Annotated in this window: 17 protein-coding genes; 14 read left to right on the forward strand and 3 right to left on the reverse strand. The window is 63.9% G+C overall.

What is annotated here, in order from left to right:
• Nucleotides 1–150: 150 nt before the first annotated feature.
• The 6 genes from ffh to V0R59_RS08735 all read left to right on the forward strand — a co-directional run bounded on the left by ffh (nt 151) and on the right by V0R59_RS08735 (nt 4,197).
• Nucleotides 151–1,527, forward strand: a complete 1,377-nt coding sequence (gene ffh / locus V0R59_RS08710) for a signal recognition particle protein (RefSeq protein ID WP_330075059.1) — start codon at nt 151–153, stop codon at nt 1,525–1,527.
• Between the two features lie 233 nt (nt 1,528–1,760).
• Complete coding sequence (gene rpsP, locus V0R59_RS08715; protein WP_042122088.1) at nt 1,761–2,012, forward strand: 30S ribosomal protein S16; 252 nt, start codon at nt 1,761–1,763, stop codon at nt 2,010–2,012.
• 5 nt (nt 2,013–2,017) lie between these two features.
• A complete protein-coding gene (gene rimM, locus V0R59_RS08720; RefSeq protein ID WP_330075058.1) occupies nt 2,018–2,554 on the forward strand; it encodes a ribosome maturation factor RimM in 537 nt (178 codons plus the stop codon).
• A gap of 3 nt (nt 2,555–2,557) precedes the next feature.
• Nucleotides 2,558–3,310 (forward strand): tRNA (guanosine(37)-N1)-methyltransferase TrmD, encoded by a 753-nt coding sequence (gene trmD, locus V0R59_RS08725; protein ID WP_330075057.1) that lies wholly within the window; start codon nt 2,558–2,560, stop codon nt 3,308–3,310.
• 41 nt (nt 3,311–3,351) lie between these two features.
• Entirely contained in the window at nt 3,352–3,702 is a 351-nt protein-coding gene (gene rplS, locus V0R59_RS08730) for a 50S ribosomal protein L19 (protein WP_042122082.1), read from the forward strand.
• 87 nt (nt 3,703–3,789) lie between these two features.
• Entirely contained in the window at nt 3,790–4,197 is a 408-nt protein-coding gene (locus V0R59_RS08735) for an acyl-CoA thioesterase (RefSeq protein WP_330075056.1), read from the forward strand.
• A 4-nt stretch (nt 4,198–4,201) separates the two neighbouring features.
• Here V0R59_RS08735 and V0R59_RS08740 read toward each other — a convergent pair whose 3' ends face one another.
• Nucleotides 4,202–6,004, reverse strand: coding sequence for a cation:proton antiporter (locus V0R59_RS08740; protein WP_330075055.1), 1,803 nt, complete (start codon nt 6,002–6,004; stop codon nt 4,202–4,204).
• 77 nt (nt 6,005–6,081) lie between these two features.
• Here V0R59_RS08740 and xerD point away from each other — a divergent pair, with 77 nt between their 5' ends.
• The 6 genes from xerD (at nt 6,082) to V0R59_RS08770 (ending at nt 12,528) form a co-directional block, all read left to right on the forward strand.
• Nucleotides 6,082–6,978 (forward strand): site-specific tyrosine recombinase XerD, encoded by an 897-nt coding sequence (xerD, locus tag V0R59_RS08745; protein ID WP_330075054.1) that lies wholly within the window; start codon nt 6,082–6,084, stop codon nt 6,976–6,978.
• 140 nt (nt 6,979–7,118) lie between these two features.
• Nucleotides 7,119–7,850, forward strand: a complete 732-nt coding sequence (gene dsbC / locus V0R59_RS08750; protein WP_330075053.1) for a bifunctional protein-disulfide isomerase/oxidoreductase DsbC — start codon at nt 7,119–7,121, stop codon at nt 7,848–7,850.
• 81 nt (nt 7,851–7,931) lie between these two features.
• Complete coding sequence (locus V0R59_RS08755) at nt 7,932–9,236, forward strand: homoserine dehydrogenase (RefSeq protein ID WP_330075052.1); 1,305 nt, start codon at nt 7,932–7,934, stop codon at nt 9,234–9,236.
• Between the two features lie 60 nt (nt 9,237–9,296).
• The gene (gene thrC, locus V0R59_RS08760) at nt 9,297–10,706 is read left to right on the forward strand and encodes a threonine synthase (protein ID WP_330075051.1); all 1,410 of its coding nucleotides are present in this window, start codon (nt 9,297–9,299) and stop codon (nt 10,704–10,706) included.
• Between the two features lie 171 nt (nt 10,707–10,877).
• Nucleotides 10,878–12,086, forward strand: coding sequence for an EAL domain-containing response regulator (locus V0R59_RS08765; RefSeq protein WP_330075050.1), 1,209 nt, complete (start codon nt 10,878–10,880; stop codon nt 12,084–12,086).
• Nucleotides 12,087–12,243: 157 nt separating this feature from the next.
• On the forward strand, nt 12,244–12,528 hold the full coding sequence (locus V0R59_RS08770) for a DUF3509 domain-containing protein (RefSeq protein ID WP_330075049.1): 285 nt from the start codon (nt 12,244–12,246) through the stop codon (nt 12,526–12,528).
• Nucleotides 12,529–12,688: 160 nt separating this feature from the next.
• Here the strand turns inward: V0R59_RS08770 and V0R59_RS08775 are convergent, their stop codons facing one another.
• Both V0R59_RS08775 and V0R59_RS08780 read right to left on the reverse strand, forming a co-directional pair.
• Nucleotides 12,689–13,519 carry a TIGR02285 family protein gene (locus V0R59_RS08775; protein ID WP_330075048.1) on the reverse strand — a complete coding sequence of 277 codons (831 nt, stop codon included), beginning with the start codon at nt 13,517–13,519 and terminating at the stop codon, nt 12,689–12,691.
• Nucleotides 13,520–13,560: 41 nt separating this feature from the next.
• Nucleotides 13,561–14,760 carry a CaiB/BaiF CoA transferase family protein gene (locus V0R59_RS08780; RefSeq protein WP_330075047.1) on the reverse strand — a complete coding sequence of 400 codons (1,200 nt, stop codon included), beginning with the start codon at nt 14,758–14,760 and terminating at the stop codon, nt 13,561–13,563.
• 152 nt (nt 14,761–14,912) lie between these two features.
• Between V0R59_RS08780 and V0R59_RS08785 the strand changes: the two genes are divergently transcribed.
• Nucleotides 14,913–15,455: a YaeQ family protein gene (locus tag V0R59_RS08785; RefSeq protein WP_330075046.1), complete on the forward strand. Its 543-nt coding sequence runs from the start codon at nt 14,913–14,915 to the stop codon at nt 15,453–15,455.
• 8 nt (nt 15,456–15,463) lie between these two features.
• Complete coding sequence (recJ, locus tag V0R59_RS08790; RefSeq protein ID WP_330075045.1) at nt 15,464–17,173, forward strand: single-stranded-DNA-specific exonuclease RecJ; 1,710 nt, start codon at nt 15,464–15,466, stop codon at nt 17,171–17,173.
• Nucleotides 17,174–17,229: the final 56 nt, after the last annotated feature.

Genomic DNA, 17,229 nt, shown 5'->3' on the forward strand with positions numbered 1-17,229 from the left:
TCGCCGAGTTTGGCATAGAACGCGGGCCCCTAGGAAGACTGCGCGCCGACGGCATGGTGTGCGCTGGCGCCAGTCTTCGTTATAATCGCGCCCCTGCCCGCGCCCCTGGGCTGGCTAAACCCCGGTTCCACAGAGCCTGAAAGGATCCCCATGTTTGAAAACCTGACCGATCGTCTGTCACAGACGCTGCGCCATGTCACCGGCAAGGCCAAGCTGAATGAAGACAACATCAAAGACACCCTGCGCGAAGTGCGCATGGCGTTGCTCGAAGCCGACGTCGCCCTGCCGGTGGTCAAGGACTTCGTCAACAAGGTCAAGGAACGTGCGGTCGGTACCGAGGTTTCCCGCAGCCTGACCCCGGGCCAGGCGTTCGTGAAGATCGTCCAGGCCGAGCTCGAAGAGCTGATGGGCGCAGCCAACGAAGACCTGAGCCTGAATGCCGCACCGCCTGCCGTGGTGCTCATGGCCGGTCTGCAGGGGGCGGGCAAGACCACCACCGCCGGCAAGCTGGCGCGCTTCCTCAAGGAACGCAAGAAGAAGACCGTCATGGTCGTCTCCGCCGACGTCTATCGGCCGGCGGCGATCAAGCAGCTGGAAACCCTGGCCAACGACATCGGCGTGACCTTCTTCCCGTCCGATATCAGCCAGAAGCCGGTCGCCATCGCCGAAGCGGCGATCCGCGAAGCCAAGCTGAAATTCATCGACGTGGTCATCGTCGACACCGCCGGTCGTCTGCACATCGACGCCGACATGATGACCGAGATCAAGGACCTGCACGCCGCGGTCAAGCCGATCGAGACGCTGTTCGTGGTCGATGCCATGACCGGCCAGGACGCCGCCAACACCGCCAAGGCCTTCGGCGACGCGCTGCCGCTGACCGGCGTGGTGCTGACCAAGGTCGACGGTGACGCCCGTGGCGGTGCCGCGCTGTCGGTGCGCGCCATCACCGGCAAGCCGATCAAGTTCATCGGCATGGGCGAGAAGACCGAGGCCCTGGAACCGTTCCACCCGGACCGTATCGCCTCGCGGATCCTCGGCATGGGCGACGTGCTCAGCCTGATCGAGCAGGCCGAGCAGAACATCGACAAGGCCAAGGCCGACAAGCTGGCCAAGAAGCTGAAGAAGGGCAAGGGCTTCGATCTTGAAGACTTCCGCGACCAGCTGCAGCAGATGAAGAACATGGGCGGCCTCGGCGGCCTGATGGACAAGCTGCCGAGCATCGGCGGGGTCAACCTGTCGCAGATGGGCAACGCCCAGGGCGCGGCCGAGAAGCAGTTCAAGCAGATGGAAGCGATCATCAACTCGATGACCCCGGCCGAGCGCCGCGATCCCGAGCTGATCAGCGGTTCGCGCAAGCGCCGCATCGCCCTGGGTTCCGGCACCCAGGTGCAGGACATCGGCCGCCTGATCAAGCAGCACAAGCAGATGCAGAAGATGATGAAGAAGTTTTCTGCCAAGGGCGGCATGGCCAAGATGATGCGCGGCCTCGGCGGCATGATGCCTGGCGGCGGCATGCCCAAGCTGTAAACCCTATTCCGGGGTGGTGGCGCTTGCGGCACCACCCTCGAAACCCGCCCCGGCGGGAAAATTGCCGCCTTATATAAGGCGGCCTCATTGCAGATCTGTATGACAGACAGGCAGTTGCCAGAAAAAAGGCATTTGCAAAAGTCCGTGCATTCCCCGAGAATATGCGGCCTTTCGGGCACCCGTGCCCGTTTGGCCTATAGATTTGCAGCACCGACTACAGGAACGATGTTCACATGGTAACCATCCGTCTTGCCCGTGGCGGCTCCAAAAAGCGCCCATTCTACCACCTCACCGTGACCAACAGCCGCAATGCGCGCGATGGTCGTTTCGTTGAGCGTATCGGCTTCTTCAACCCGATTGCTTCGGGCGCAGAAGTCAAACTGTCCGTAAACCAAGAGCGCGCCACCTACTGGCTGGCTCAAGGTGCACAGCCGTCTGAGCGCGTTGCTCAGCTGCTGAAGGAAGCTGCCAAGGCTGCTGCCTGAGCACTATGAACGCGACGCCAGAAACTGCGGATGACCTCATCGTCGTCGGCAAGATTTTTTCGGTACACGGCGTTCGCGGCGAGGTGAAGGTCTTTTCCTTTACCGATCCGATCGACAACCTGTTGCAGTACCGCCACTGGACGCTTCGGCGCGAAGGCGTGGTCAAGCAGGTAGAGCTGGTCAAGGGCCGATCCGGTCAAAAGGATCTGGTCGCCAAGCTCAAGGGGCTCGACGATCGCGATGAAGCTCGTCTTCTGAGCGGTTATGAGATCTGTATCTCGCGAAGCCTTTTGCCCAACCTGGCCAACGACGAGTACTACTGGTACCAGCTCGTGGGCCTGAGCGTCATCAACCAGGACGGACAGCTGTTCGGCAAGGTTGATCACCTGTTGGAGACCGGCGCGAACGATGTAATGGTGGTCAAGCCCTGTGCTGGCAGCCTCGATGATCGTGAACGACTGTTGCCGTATACCCGGCAATGCGTCCTTTCGATCGATCTGGCGGCAAGTGAAATGAGGGTCGAGTGGGACGCGGATTTCTAAGCAATGGCCAGCCTGCGCGTAGAAGTCATCACGTTGTTCCCCGAGATGTTCTCGGCCATCAGTGAGTACGGCATTACCAGCCGAGCGGTGAAACAGGGGTTGTTGCAACTGACCTGCTGGAATCCGCGGGACTACACCACGGATCGTCACCACACGGTGGATGATCGGCCTTTTGGCGGTGGTCCGGGCATGGTGATGAAGATCAAGCCCCTGGAAGACGCCCTGGTCCAGGCCAGGCAGGCAACCGGAGGCGAGGCGAAGGTGATCTACCTGTCGCCGCAAGGCCGCAAGCTGAATCAGTCGGCGGTCAAGGACCTGGCGAAGCATGAATCGTTGATTCTGATAGCCGGTCGTTACGAAGGCATCGACGAGCGTTTCATTGAAGCTCATGTCGATGAAGAGTGGTCGATTGGCGACTATGTACTGTCTGGCGGCGAGCTGCCGGCGATGGTCCTGATCGATGCGGTTACACGGCTGCTGCCCGGAGCTTTAGGGCATGTGGACTCGGCGGAGGAAGACTCTTTCACCGACGGTCTGCTGGATTGCCCGCACTACACCCGACCGGAGGTGTATGCGGATCAGCGTGTTCCCGACGTGTTGCTTAGTGGCAACCATGCACACATCCGGCGCTGGCGTTTGCAGCAGTCCCTTGGGCGGACCTGGGAACGACGCGCTGATCTTCTGGAAAGTCGCTCACTTTCTGGAGAAGAGAAGAAGCTGCTCGAGGAATACATCCGCGAGCGGGACGATAGTTAACGTATCGATGGTAAATCCGAGATTTGCCTTAGGAGCACAAGATGACCAACAAAATCATTCAGCAGATCGAAGCTGAACAGATGAGCAAAGAGATCCCTACCTTTGCCCCGGGCGACACCGTTGTCGTTCAGGTGAAAGTGAAGGAAGGCGATCGTTCCCGTCTGCAGGCGTTCGAAGGCGTTGTAATCGCCAAGCGCAACCGCGGTCTGAACAGCGCATTCACCGTTCGCAAGATCTCCAACGGTGTTGGCGTTGAGCGTACTTTCCAGACCTACAGCCCGCAAATCGACAGCCTGGCCGTGAAACGTCGTGGTGACGTGCGTAAAGCCAAGCTGTACTACCTGCGTGACCTGTCCGGTAAAGCAGCTCGCATCAAGGAAAAACTGGCCTGAGTCCAGTCCGACCTTTGCGAAAGAAAGGGCAGCCTGCGGGCTGCCCTTTTTGTTTTCCGCAAATCCAGTTTTTGCCCAAGTGATGCCATGACCACCCGAGACCAGGAAATCGAACGCCGCACCGAACTGTCGGTGACCCGCGTGACCAAGGCTGTGTTCCCTTCCACCACCAACCACCACAACACCCTGTTCGGCGGCACCGCCCTGGCCTGGATGGACGAAGTCTCGTTCATCGCCGCCACGCGTTTCTGTCGCCTGCCGCTGGTGACCGTGTCCACTGACCGCATCGACTTCAAGCACCCGATCGCCGCCGGCTCCATCGTCGAACTGGTCGGACGGGTGGTGAAGGTCGGCAACACCAGCCTCAAGGTGGAAGTCGAGGTGTTCGTCGAAAGCATGAGCTGCGACAGCCGCGAGAAAGCCATCCACGGTCTGTTCAGCTTCGTCGCCATCGACGAGGACAAGCGTCCGGTGCCGGTACTGCCCGGCTTCTGAGCCTTCACTCCTTCTGTTGCTGGATCAGTGCCAGCAATGTCCATCCCGGCCCCGGCTTGAGCGTACTGTCCGGCCCGCACACATGCACCCAGCCATTGGCGTCGCGGGCGAACAGCAAGGTCGCCCGCTCGCCATGCAGCGCGCGATAAGCGTCCCAGTCGAAGGCTTCGGTCAGGTGCGTGCTGTACAGCTCTGCGCCCTGGTGCAGCTGATTGGCCAGTTGTACGTAGGTCAACGGCTGGCTGCCCAGCGCCTGCCCGCGGTGTTCGTCGCTGGCGCGGTGCTTGTCGCTGCGGCTGAGCTCCAGGCCGCTGGCCAGGGAAAACAGGCGCTGTGCACCGAAATCATGGCGAAAGCGCATGCAGGCCAGGGCGTTCAGCTCACCCGCCGGCGACAGGCCGAGCAGGTGGCCCAGCCCGACCAGGTCCAGATGAGCATCGGCGTGCTGTGATGCAGGGTTGCCGAAATAGGTCGCCAGCCCGTCCATGCGCGCCGCGCGAATGTTCTCCCAGCTGGAATCGGTAAGCAGCACGCGGCTGCCCATCTCCTGCAAGGCCTTGGCGATGGCACGTGCCGGCGGGTTGGCGCCCACGATGAGAAAGCCGCTGGGCGCCGGTTCCGCCACTTTCAACAGGCGGGCCAAGGGACGCGCTGTGGCGCTCTGCAACACCACGGTGCCGATGATTACGGCGAAGGTCAGCGGCACCAACAGCAGGGCGCCCTCATGTCCGGCTTCGTCGAGGCGGATGGCGAAGATCGCCGACACCGCCGCCGCGACGATGCCACGCGGGGCGATCCAGGCCAGCAGGGCGCGTTCCCGCCAGTTCAGTGGCGAACCCCAGGTGGACAGGGCGACATTCAAAGGCCGGGCGACCAACTGGATCACCAGCAGCAGTGCCAGCACCGCCGGGCCGAGGCCGAGCAGGGCATGCAGGTCGAGGCGCGCCGCCAGCAGGATGAACAGCCCGGAAATCAGCAGGACGCTGAGGTTTTCCTTGAAATGCAGGATCTGCCGGACATCCACGCCCTTCATGTTCGCCAGCCACATGCCCATCACCGTCACCGCCAGCAGCCCGGATTCGTGCATGACCTGGTTGGCGGCGATGAAGATGCCCAGTACCGCCGCCAGCGAGGCCAGGTTGTGCAGGTATTCCGGTAGCCATTGCTCGCGCATCACCTGGCCGAGGATCCAGCCACCGGCGGCACCGAAGGCGCTGCCGCAGAAGATCACTCCGGCAAAGGTCTTCAGGCTCTGGCTCAGGCCGTCGTCCGCGGCGCTGGCGATGATGAAGCTGTACACCACCACGGCGAGCAGGGCGCCGATCGGGTCGATGACGATGCCTTCCCAGCGCAGGATGTTGGCGACCGCCGCCTTGGGCCGCACCACCCGCAGCATCGGCACGATCACGGTGGGACCGGTGACCAGGGTCAGGGTGCCGAACAGCACCGCCAGCGGCCAGTCGAATCCCAGCAGCCAGTGGGTGGCCACGGCGATCACCAGCCAGGTGGACAGCGCGCCCAGGGTGACCATCCGCTGTACCACGCTGCCGATCTCGCGCCATTGCGAAAGGTGCAGGGTCAGGCTGCCCTCGAACAGGATCAGTGCCACCGCCAGCGATACCAGCGGCATCAGCAGGGGGCCGAACATCTCCTGGGGATCGAGCCAGCCCAGCACCGGTCCGGCGACGATGCCGCTGAGCAGGAGGAAGAGAATGGCCGGCAGTTTCAGGCGCCAGGCCAGCCACTGGCAGGCCAGTGCCGCCGCGCCGATGCCGCCGAAAGCCAGCAGGATCTGTTGTTCGTTCATGCGGATTCCCTATCCTGGGCGGGTTATGGAAGACTAGCCACATTTCGGCGTTTTCATCGCCTGTTCTCAGAGCCGTCATGCCCGCAATAGACCATCCCCTGATCGACCAGTTTCTCGATGCCCTGTGGCTGGAGAAGGGTCTCTCCGACAACACCCGCGTGTCCTATCGCAGCGACCTGGCCCTGTTCAACGGCTGGCTGCAGGAAAAGGGTATTGCACTGCCCGACGCCGGTCGCGAGCTGATTCTCGATCACCTCGCCTGGCGCCTGGACAATGCCTACAAGCCGCGCTCCACGGCGCGTTTCCTTTCCGGCGTGCGCGGCTTCTACCGCTACCTGCTGCGGGAAAAACTGATCGCCGTCGACCCCACCCTGCAAGTGGACATGCCGCAGCTGGGCCGGCCTCTGCCCAAGTCCCTGTCCGAAGCCGATGTCGAGGCGTTGCTGCGCGCGCCGGACCTGGGCGAAGCCATCGGCCAGCGCGACCGCGCCATGCTTGAGGTGCTCTACGCCTGCGGCCTGCGGGTGACCGAACTGGTCAGCCTGACCCTCGACCAGGTCAACCTGCGCCAGGGCGTGCTGCGGGTGATAGGCAAGGGCAGCAAGGAGCGCCTGGTGCCGATGGGCGAAGAGGCGGTGGCCTGGCTCGAACGCTACCTGCGCGACGGCCGCAACGAACTGCTCAACGGCCGTCCCAGCGACGTTTTGTTCCCCAGCCTGCGCGGCGAGCAGATGACCCGGCAGACCTTCTGGCACCGCATCAAGCACCACGCCACCGTGGCCGGGATCGGCAAGGCGCTGTCGCCGCACACCCTGCGCCATGCCTTCGCCACTCACCTGCTCAACCATGGCGCCGACCTGCGGGTGGTGCAGATGTTGCTGGGCCACAGCGACCTCTCCACCACGCAGATCTACACCCACGTGGCCAAGGCCCGCCTGCAGGAACTGCACGCCCGTCACCATCCGCGCGGTTAGCCGCTATTTGGCTTCTCGACGGCCCGTGTACTGGGCAGTGAATGTGTTAGTCTTTCAATGTTTACGTCCTGGGCCGGCGAAATCCCCGCGTTTTCAGCACGGGCGTCCCTATTCCGGTCCTATGCAAGGAGTTTCCCCTCATGCGCTTGATCCAGACACTCGCGGCCGCCGCCCTGGCGCTGGTCACTTCGTTCGCCGTGGCTGACGATGCCGAAAAGGCGATCCGCGAAACGCTGAAATCGCTGGATTCCGAAATCCCCGTCGAGAGCATCGCCAAGAGCCCGTTCTCCAGCCTGTACGAAGTCAAGCTGCAGGGCGGTCGCGTTCTCTATGCCAGCGCCGACGGCCAGTATGTGATGCAGGGCAACCTGTTCCAGGTGGAAAACGGCAAGCCGGTCAACCTCACCGAGAAGGCCGAGCGTGCCGGTATCGCCAAGACCATCAACACCATCCCGACTTCGGAAATGGTGATCTACCCGGCCAAGGGCCAGGCCAAGTCGCACATCACCGTCTTCACCGATACCACCTGCCCGTACTGCCACAAGCTGCACGAGGAAGTCGCCGAGCTGAACAAGCTCGGTGTCGAAGTGCGCTACGTCGCTTTCCCGCGCCAGGGCCTCGGCTCGCCGGGTGACGAACAGCTGCAGGCGGTCTGGTGTTCCAAGGACCGCAACGCGGCGCTGGACAACATGATCGGCGGCAAGGAAATCAAGGCCGCCAAGTGCGAGAACCCGGTGGGCAAGCAGTTCGCCATGGGCCAGTCGATCGGTGTCAACGGCACCCCGGCCATCGTCCTCGAGGACGGCCAGGTGATCCCGGGCTACCAGCCGGCGAAACAGGTGGCCAAGCTGGCCCTGGCCAGCACCAAGTAATTCAATCAGCGGGCCGTCTTCATGGGGAGACGGCCTTTTTCACGACCGGCCGCGCGTCGGTCGTTCAATGGGGAGTTCACAGTGAAACCGGTCAAAGTAGGCATCTGTGGGTTGGGGACCGTCGGTGGCGGAACCTTCAATGTTCTTAAGCGAAACGCCGAGGAAATCGCCCGCCGCGCCGGGCGTGGCATCGAAGTGGCACAGATTGCCATGCGTTCGCCCAACCCGAACTGCCAGATTACCGGTACCCCCATTACCGCTGACGTGTTCGAGGTCGCGAGCAACCCCGAGATCGATATTGTCATTGAACTGATCGGCGGCTACACCGTGGCCCGCGACCTGGTGCTCAAGGCCATCGACAACGGCAAGCACGTGGTCACCGCGAACAAGGCGCTGATTGCCGTGCACGGCAACGAGATCTTCGCCCGCGCCCGCGAGAAGGGCGTCATCGTCGCCTTCGAGGCCGCGGTGGCCGGCGGCATCCCGGTGATCAAGGCGATCCGCGAAGGCCTCTCGGCCAACCGCATCAACTGGGTGGCCGGCATCATCAACGGCACCGGCAACTTCATCCTCACCGAGATGCGCGAGAAGGGTCGCACCTTCCCTGACGTGCTGGCCGAAGCCCAGGCCCTGGGCTATGCCGAAGCCGATCCGACCTTCGACGTCGAAGGCATCGACGCTGCGCACAAGCTGACCATCCTCGCGTCCATCGCCTTCGGTATCCCGCTGCAGTTCGACAAGGCCTATACCGAGGGCATCACCCAGCTGACCACCGCCGACGTCAACTACGCCGAGGCCCTGGGCTATCGCATCAAGCACCTGGGCGTGGCCCGCAGCACTGCTGCCGGCATCGAGCTGCGCGTGCACCCGACCCTGATTCCGGCCGACCGCCTGATCGCCAACGTCAATGGCGTGATGAACGCGGTCATGGTCAACGGCGACGCCGCTGGCTCCACGCTGTTCTATGGCGCCGGCGCCGGCATGGAGCCGACCGCTTCCTCGGTGGTCGCCGACCTGGTGGACGTGGTTCGCGCCATGACCGCCGACCCGGAAAACCGCGTACCGCACCTGGCCTTCCAGCCGGATTCGCTGTCCGCCCACCCCATTCTGCCGATCGAAGCCTGCGAGACCGCGTACTACCTGCGCATCCAGGCCAAGGACCATCCGGGCGTACTGGCCCAGGTGGCGAGCATCCTTTCCGAACGCGGGATCAACATCGAGTCGATCATGCAGAAGGAAGTCGAGGAACAGGACGGCCTGGTCCCGATGATCCTGCTGACCCACGAGGTGCAGGAGCAGCGCATGAACGACGCGATCGTCGCTCTGGAAGCGCTGCAGGATGTGATCGGCAAGGTCGTGCGGATCCGCGTCGAACAACTCAATTAATTCCAGCCGCGAGTCGCCGCGCCAGGTGTGCGGCTCGCGACGCCAAGAAAGGTTTGTCCCATGCGCTATATCAGTACCCGTGGCCAGGCGCCGGCCCTGAATTTCGAAGACGTGCTGCTGGCTGGCCTGGCCAGCGACGGCGGTCTCTACGTACCGGAAAACCTGCCGCGTTTCACCCAGGAAGAGATTGCTTCCTGGGCTGGCCTGCCGTACCACGAGCTGGCGTTCCGGGTGATGCGCCCGTTCGTCACCGGCAGCATCGCCGACGCTGATTTCAAGAAGATCCTCGAAGAAACCTACGGCGAGTTCGCCCACGCGGCGGTCGCGCCGCTGCGCCAGCTGAACAGCAACGAGTGGGTGCTCGAGCTGTTCCACGGCCCGACCCTGGCGTTCAAGGACTTCGCCCTGCAACTGCTCGGTCGCCTGCTCGACCACGTCCTGGCCAAGCGTGGCGAGCGCGTGGTGATCATGGGCGCCACCAGCGGTGACACCGGTTCCGCGGCGATCGAAGGCTGCCGTCGTTGCGACAACGTCGACATCTTCATCCTGCACCCGCACCAGCGCGTGTCGGAAGTGCAGCGCCGGCAGATGACCACCATCCTCGGCGAGAACATCCACAACATCGCCATCGAAGGCAACTTCGACGACTGCCAGGAGATGGTCAAGAACAGCTTCGCCGACCAGGGCTTCCTCAAGGGCACTCGCCTGGTGGCAGTCAACTCGATCAACTGGGCGCGGATCATGGCCCAGATCGTCTACTACTTCCACGCGGCCCTGCAGCTGGGCGGCCCGGCCCGTTCCGTGGCGTTCTCGGTGCCGACCGGCAACTTCGGCGACATCTTCGCCGGCTACCTGGCGCGCAACATGGGCCTGCCGATCAGCCAGCTGATCGTCGCGACCAACCGCAACGACATCCTGCACCGCTTCATGAGCGGCAACCAGTACGTCAAGGAAACCCTGCACGCGACCCTGTCGCCGTCGATGGACATCATGGTCTCGTCGAACTTCGAACGCCTGCTGTTCGACCTGCACGGTCGCAACGGCGCGGCGATCGCCGAGCTGATGGCCAACTTCAAGCAGGGTAGCGGCTTCAGCGTCGAGCAGGACCGCTGGACCGAAGCGCGCAAGCTGTTCGACTCGCTGGCCGTGGATGACGCGCAGACCTGCGAAACCATCGCCGAAGTCTTCGCCCAGACCGGCGAAGTGCTCGACCCGCACACCGCGATCGGCGTCAAGGCCGCCCGCGAATGCCGCCGCAGCCTGGACACCCCGATGGTGGTGCTGGGCACCGCGCACCCGGTCAAGTTCCCGGATGCGGTGGAGAAGGCCGGTGTCGGCAAGGCCCTGGAACTGCCGGCGCACCTGTCCGACCTGTTCTCGCGGGAAGAGCGTTGCACCGTCCTGGGCAACGACCTGGCCAAGGTCCAGGCGTTCGTCAGCCAGCATGGCAATCGGGGCAAGCCGCTGTAAGCCTGTTGTCTGATGCAGAAAAGCCCGTCTTGCGACGGGCTTTTTCATTTCCGCAGGATTGCCCTGCGATCCACCATCGGAAATAGAAGCCCTTTCTTCGGATTTGTCCTATAGGGGCCCCGGTGAGTTTTCCCTAGAGTGGCCGCTTCGTGCCATCACGGAGAACTGTCCATGCACTCCCTCAAGGTCCTGATCCTCGAAGACCATCCCTTCCAGCTCATGGCATTGCACCAGATGCTCAACGCGGCGGGCGTCTTCGATGTGCTCGCAGCAGAGTCGGTGAGTTGTGCCCGGCAGATGCTCGAACGCCGTGGCCCGGTGGACGTCGCCATTTGCGACCTGTACATGGATGGCCCGGACGGGCTGGCGATGATCAACCACCTGGCCGACAAGCGACTGGCCGGCGCATTGATCGTGCTCAGCGATGCCGAGCCTGCCTTGCTCGACACAATCGCCGAACTTGCCCCGCAACTTGGCCTGCAGCTGCTGGGCTGCTTGCAGAAACCAGCCAGTGGCGCCGTTCTCCACCGCCTGCTGAGTGAATACCGAGACTGGCGCGGTGATCCGCCAGTGTCGGCCAGCGCGCCGCCGATACATGCCTTGAGCCGGCTCTCGGCGGAGCAGCTGGCCCAGCTACGCCAGCAATGGCAAGTGAACTACCAGCCCAGAATTGACGCCGATGGCAGCCTGGCCTGCGTCGAAGCCTCGGTACGCTGGCAACATCCGACCCTCGGTTCACTGGTGGCGGGTCAGTTCTTCACCGTACCCGAGGGCACCGCACTGCTGGAGATGCTCACCTGGCACGTGCTGGAGAACGCCCTGGCGCTCAGTGCGACGGATGGCCGAGACCTGCCGGTGGCGGTGAGCCTGCCGCCCGCGTTGTTGCTCGACGAAGCGCTGGTCGAGCGCCTGGAACGCTTGCTGGCCCAGCATCGCCTGCCTGCCAGCAGCCTGACCCTGGCAATCGGCGAACTTCATTGCGACCAGCTCGATCCTTGCCAACTGCAACGCCTGGCCTTCCTGCACCAACTGGGTGTGCGGCTATGCCTGGACGAATTCGGTCGTGGCACCGCGAACCTGCCTCAGCTGTTCGACCTGCCCCTCAGCGAATTGAAGCTTCCCGTTGAGTTCGTCCGCGGCATGGCCGAGGAGGGCAGCAAGGCGGCAGTGGTAGCGGCGGCGCTGATACTGGCGCGACGTTCGGCGCTGGAAGTGGTGGTGACGGAGGTGGATACCCTGGCCGATTGGCAAGCGCTGCGGGGGCTGGGGCACCCCAGGGTGCAGGGGCGTTTCGTTGCCGGGCCGATGTCGGGCGACGAACTGCTCCGGTGGATAGACGCCCGTGCGTCGAAAACACGGGACGAACAAGGAGTGGCTTGATAGATGGGTGGCTTTTTGATATCACCGTTTCAGGGGGCATTCAATCTGTCATGTTTCCCGGGCATGCTCGCCTGACCCCTGGTAAAACCCCGCGTTGCCGAACTTTCCCGGCATTGGCGGGGTCAGTCGAAAACCACTTGGTCCTATCGAGGTGAAGATGGAATCGATCAGCGTGTTGCTCAATGAAGCATTGGCACCTTATCAGGTCACCCTGGTTCCCCAGGGCACTGGCGACTTCAGCGTGTCGCTGCGTGACGAGAATGGTTTCGACATATTGCAACGCACCGCCCGCGCCACTCAGTTGCAGGACCAGCGCCTGCTGGTGGACCTGGTGGACGGCCTGCAGCGCGACCTGCGCATCGCCGAGGGCCGCCTGCAGCCCTGCGTGATCGCGGCCTGGCAACATGCACGGCAGGGGCGTGGTTTATCGGCTACCTTGTGAGGGGAACCTTTGCCGGAGGAGGCAATCAGACACCATACAGGCAGGCAGTCAGCATTTTGCTCCGATGCTGACTGAATGCCTTCACGAAAGGCCCCCCAATTGGCCTTCGTTTAACCCCGTTCGGGCTCCCCACCGTTCGGGGTTTCTTTTTGCCTGCCGATCAGGGGTGGTCGTCGTTGAAGAAGTGTTGCGCGTCCTGCAGATAGGTCTCGCGGGTGTGCTCGTCGAGCCATTCGGCATACAGCGGCGGCAGGGCGCTTTCGCGCATCTGCAGCAGTAGCTGGTTCACATGGGTCACGGCTTCACGGCCCAGCGGCGTGTCGGAACAGCCAACATGAATGAACTGGTACTCGGCCATGCCTTGGATCGGGTAGAAGGTCAGCGCGTCCAATGGTTGGCCCAGCTCCTGGGTCAGGTAGCGGACTTCCGGCCAGTACCCCAGCAGCCATTTCAGCCGCCCCAGGTTCTGCATCTGCAACAGGCTGCGCACGGCGTCGTTGCCGTAGTGCGGGGTGAGGTTGTCTGGCGGGGTGGCCTTGAGCAGGATGTCCACCGGTGTGCTGTAGCTACGCTCGGCGACCATCCCCAGGCGCGCGGTCTGGCTCGCCAGCAGTGCCTTCAGATCGACACTGCCGTCCACCAGGAAGGGTTCGACCATCGCCGCATCCTGCTTGCGCACGATCAGGCCGTTGCTCAGGGTGCCCATGCTCGGCACCGAGAAATGAATGAAACGCGCCCGCTCCGGGGTCCACAGCAGGGTCGCGTCACAGGTGAAGTTGCGCTCCTGGAGCATCTGCAGGGCCCGGGCGCGATTGACCCGGAGGATGCTGTGGTCGTACTCGGGCATCTGCTCGATCAGACGGGCGAGCATCTGGTCCACGGCGCCCTGGCCCTTGCGCGTGCCCTCGAAGATGGTCAGCGGCGGCAGGTCGCGCAGCAGCCAGGTCAGTCGCTCCTTGGCCGTCACCATGCCGGAAGTGCCCAGCAGCATGCCGAGCAGCAGGCCCAGGCCAGTGACGCGCCAGAGCCGCTTCAGATGGCACCCTGCTCGCGCAGGTCGCTGATGGTCGCCGGGCTGTAGCCCAGTTCGCCAAGCAACTGGTCGGTGTGCTCGCCGAGCTTCGGCCCGACCCACTCGCTGGAGCCCGGGGTGTCGGACAGCTTGGGCACGATGCCCGGCATCTTGAACGACTTGCCGTCCGGCAGCTTCGCCTGGAGGAACATTTCGCGGGCGAGGAATTGCGGGTCGCTGAACATGTCTTCGGCGGAGTAGATGCGGCTGGCCGGCACCTGCGCGTCGTTCAGGGTCTGCATCAGGGCGTCCAGCGGCACGCTGTTGGCCCAGCGGTCGATCACGCCGTACAACTCGTCGCGGCGCAGGTCGCGGCCGTCGTTGCTGGCCAGTGCAGGATCCTCGGCCAGGTCGGTGCGGCCGATGGCGAGCATGAAGCGCTTGAAGATGGCATCGCCGTTGGCACCGATCTGCACGTGCTTGCCATCGGCGCTGGTATGGATGGAGGAGGGCGTGATGCCCGGCATGATGTTGCCGGTGCGCTCGCGGATGAAGCCGAACACATCGAATTCCGGGACCATGCTTTCCATCATGGCGAAGATCGCCTCGTACAGCGCCACGTCCACCACCTGGCCTTCGCCGCCGTTGACCTCGCGATGACGCAAGGCCATCAGCGCGCCGATCACGCCCCACAGGGCAGCGATGGAGTCACCGATGGAAATTCCGGTGCGCACCGGCGGACGGTCCTCGAAACCGGTGATATAGCGCAGCCCGCCCATGGATTCGCCCACCGCGCCGAAGCCCGGCTGGTCCTTCATCGGCCCGGTCTGGCCGAAACCGGACAGGCGCACCATCACCAGCTTCGGGTTCAGCGCCTTGAGCACGTCCCAGCCCAGGCCGAGCTTTTCCAGCACGCCGGGGCGGAAATTCTCGATCAGGATGTCGGCGTCGGCCAGCAGGCGCTTGAGGATCGCCATGCCTTCGGGATGCTTGAGGTTGAGGGTCAGCGACTGCTTGTTGCGGGCCTGGACGAACCACCACAGCGAGGTGCCCTCGTACAGCTTGCGCCACTTGCGCAGCGGATCGCCGCCGTCCGGCGACTCGACCTTGACCACCTGGGCGCCGAATTCGGCGCAGATGCGCGAGGCGAACGGCCCGGCGATCAGGGTTCCGAGTTCGACGACTTTCAGACCGGCGAGGGGTTTGCTGGGCAGCGACATCGGGGCATCCGTGGCAAAGGGTGGAGCGCTCGTTTTTATCACAGGGCGACAGCCTCAGATACTGTTGTAGCGCAGGATTGTGGCAGCGCGTCGTCGATTGTCGGCGCATCGGGTAGACTGTCCGACTTTTCCGATACCAGAAGCCCGCCCCCATGGCCCAGCCGTCCACCACCTACAAATTCGAACTGAACCTCACCGACCTCGACCGTGGCGTCTATGAAAGCGTCAAGCAGACCATCGCCCGGCACCCGTCGGAGACCGAGGAGCGCATGGCCGTGCGTCTGCTGGCCTATGCCCTGTGGTACAACGAGAACCTGTCGTTCGGCCGTGGTCTGTCGGACGTCGACGAAGCCGCATTGTGGGAAAAGAGCCTGGATGACCGCATCCTGCACTGGATCGAAGTCGGCCAGCCGGACGCCGATCGCCTGACCTGGTGCTCCCGTCGCACCGAGCGCACCAGCCTGCTGGCCTACGGCAGCCTGCGGGTCTGGCAGAACAAGGTGGTGGACGCGGTGAAGGGCCTGAAGAACCTGAACATTGCCGCCGTTCCCCAGGACGTCCTGGAGACCCTGGCCACCGACATGCCGCGTTCGATCAAGTGGGACGTGATGATCAGCGAAGGCACGGTGTTCGTCACCGACGATCGCGGCCAGCACGAAGTGCAACTGGAGTGGTTGCTCGGGGAGCGTGGCTGAGCCGTCCCATGCGCATCGAACCGCGATCCCTGCCGCCGACCCTGCCATTCCTCGGCGACCTGCCGCCACTGCTGACCCGCCTGTACGCCGCCCGTGGCGTGCAACGCGCCGAAGAGCTGGACAAGAGTCTGGCGCGGTTGCTGCCGTTCACCCTGCTCAAGGGCATCGACGGGGCGGTGGACCTGCTGGTCGAGGCCCTGGCCCAGCGCCAGCGCATCCTGATCGTCGGTGACTTCGACGCCGACGGCGCCACCGCCAGCAGCGTCGGCGTGCTCGGCCTGCGCCTGCTGGGCGCGGCCCATGTCGAATACCTGGTGCCCAACCGCTTCGAATATGGCTATGGGCTGACCCCGGAGATCGTCGCGGTGGCCTTGCAGCGCACGCCAGACCTGCTGATCACCGTGGACAACGGCATCTCCAGCGTCGACGGCGTGGCGGCGGCCAAGGCGGCAGGGCTCAAGGTGCTGGTCACCGACCACCACTTGCCCGGCCACGAACTGCCCCTGGCCGATGCCATCGTCAACCCCAACCAGCCGGGTTGCGAGTTCCCGAGCAAGTCGCTGGCCGGGGTCGGGGTGATCTTCTACGTGCTGATGGCCTTGCGCGCGCGCCTGCGTGCTCTCGGCCATTACGAGAACAAGCCGCAGCCGAACCTCGGCGAACTGCTCGACCTGGTGGCCCTGGGCAGTGTCGCCGACGTGGTGCCGCTGGACGCCAACAACCGCATCCTGGTGCACCAGGGCCTGGAGCGCATCCGCGCCGGCCGCGCCCGCGCCGGGCTCAAGGCGATCCTCGAAGTGGCCCGTCGCGACCATCGCCGCATCACCTCCACCGACCTCGGTTTCATCCTCGGTCCACGGCTCAATGCCGCCGGTCGCCTGGACGACATGAGCCTGGGCATCGAATGCCTGCTCAGCGAAGACGAGACGATGGCGCGGGAGATGGCGGTACAGCTGGACGAGCTGAACCAGGACCGCAAGTCCATCGAGCAGGGCATGCAGCGCGAGGCCCTGGCCCAGCTCAAGGACTTGCCCGTCGAGTCGATGCCATACGGCTTGTGCCTGTTCGAGGCGGATTGGCACCAGGGCGTGATCGGCATCCTCGCCTCGCGCCTGAAGGAGCGCTACCACCGGCCGACCATCGCCTTCGCCGATGCCGGCGAGGGCATGCTCAAGGGCTCGGCGCGCTCGGTGCCGGGTTTCCATATTCGTGATGCGCTGGATGCGGTGGCGGCGCGCCATCCGCAACTGATCAGCAAGTTCGGCGGCCATGCCATGGCCGCCGGGCTTTCGTTGCCGGCGGACAATTTCCCCGCCTTTGCCGAGGCGTTCGACGAGGAAGTGCGCAGGCAACTGCGGGAAGAGGACTTGACCGGCCGTCTGCTCTCCGACGGCACCCTGGCGGTGGAGGAGTTCCACCTGGAACTGGCCCGTGCCCTGCGCCATGCCGGCCCTTGGGGCCAGCACTTCCCCGAGCCGCTGTTCCACGGCGTGTTCCAACTGGTGGAACAGCGCGTGGTCGGCGAGCGGCACCTCAAGGTGGTGCTCAAGAGCGAATGCGGTTCGGTGAAGCTCGACGGTATTGCCTTCAGCGTCGACCGCGAGGTCTGGCCGAACCCCACGGTGCGCTGGGTGGAACTGGCGTACAAGCTCGACGTCAACGAGTTTCGTGGCCAGGAAAGCGTGCAACTGATGATCGCGCATATGGAGCCGCGCTGATCGGGGGTAGGATTGTGGTCTAGGCTGTGTAGGACCGGCACTGAGCCAAAAGGGAA

This window comes from Pseudomonas ulcerans (assembly GCF_036324125.1).
GTDB classification, from domain to species: Bacteria; Pseudomonadota; Gammaproteobacteria; order Pseudomonadales; family Pseudomonadaceae; genus Aquipseudomonas; species Aquipseudomonas ulcerans.

Coding starts and splice junctions, on each gene's coding strand:
- rimM (WP_330075058.1), top strand. CDS start 2,018: ATGAACGCGACGCCAGAAACTGCGGATGACCTCATCGTCGTCGGCAAG.
- V0R59_RS08775 (WP_330075048.1), bottom strand. CDS start 13,519: ATGCTGCTGGGCACTTCCGGCATGGTGACGGCCAAGGAGCGACTGACC.
- trmD (WP_330075057.1), top strand. CDS start 2,558: ATGGCCAGCCTGCGCGTAGAAGTCATCACGTTGTTCCCCGAGATGTTC.
- xerD (WP_330075054.1), top strand. CDS start 6,082: ATGCCCGCAATAGACCATCCCCTGATCGACCAGTTTCTCGATGCCCTG.
- V0R59_RS08770 (WP_330075049.1), top strand. CDS start 12,244: ATGGAATCGATCAGCGTGTTGCTCAATGAAGCATTGGCACCTTATCAG.
- V0R59_RS08740 (WP_330075055.1), bottom strand. CDS start 6,004: ATGAACGAACAACAGATCCTGCTGGCTTTCGGCGGCATCGGCGCGGCG.
- V0R59_RS08765 (WP_330075050.1), top strand. CDS start 10,878: ATGCACTCCCTCAAGGTCCTGATCCTCGAAGACCATCCCTTCCAGCTC.
- thrC (WP_330075051.1), top strand. CDS start 9,297: ATGCGCTATATCAGTACCCGTGGCCAGGCGCCGGCCCTGAATTTCGAA.
- rplS (WP_042122082.1), top strand. CDS start 3,352: ATGACCAACAAAATCATTCAGCAGATCGAAGCTGAACAGATGAGCAAA.
- rpsP (WP_042122088.1), top strand. CDS start 1,761: ATGGTAACCATCCGTCTTGCCCGTGGCGGCTCCAAAAAGCGCCCATTC.
- V0R59_RS08785 (WP_330075046.1), top strand. CDS start 14,913: ATGGCCCAGCCGTCCACCACCTACAAATTCGAACTGAACCTCACCGAC.
- V0R59_RS08735 (WP_330075056.1), top strand. CDS start 3,790: ATGACCACCCGAGACCAGGAAATCGAACGCCGCACCGAACTGTCGGTG.
- dsbC (WP_330075053.1), top strand. CDS start 7,119: ATGCGCTTGATCCAGACACTCGCGGCCGCCGCCCTGGCGCTGGTCACT.
- V0R59_RS08780 (WP_330075047.1), bottom strand. CDS start 14,760: ATGTCGCTGCCCAGCAAACCCCTCGCCGGTCTGAAAGTCGTCGAACTC.
- recJ (WP_330075045.1), top strand. CDS start 15,464: ATGCGCATCGAACCGCGATCCCTGCCGCCGACCCTGCCATTCCTCGGC.
- ffh (WP_330075059.1), top strand. CDS start 151: ATGTTTGAAAACCTGACCGATCGTCTGTCACAGACGCTGCGCCATGTC.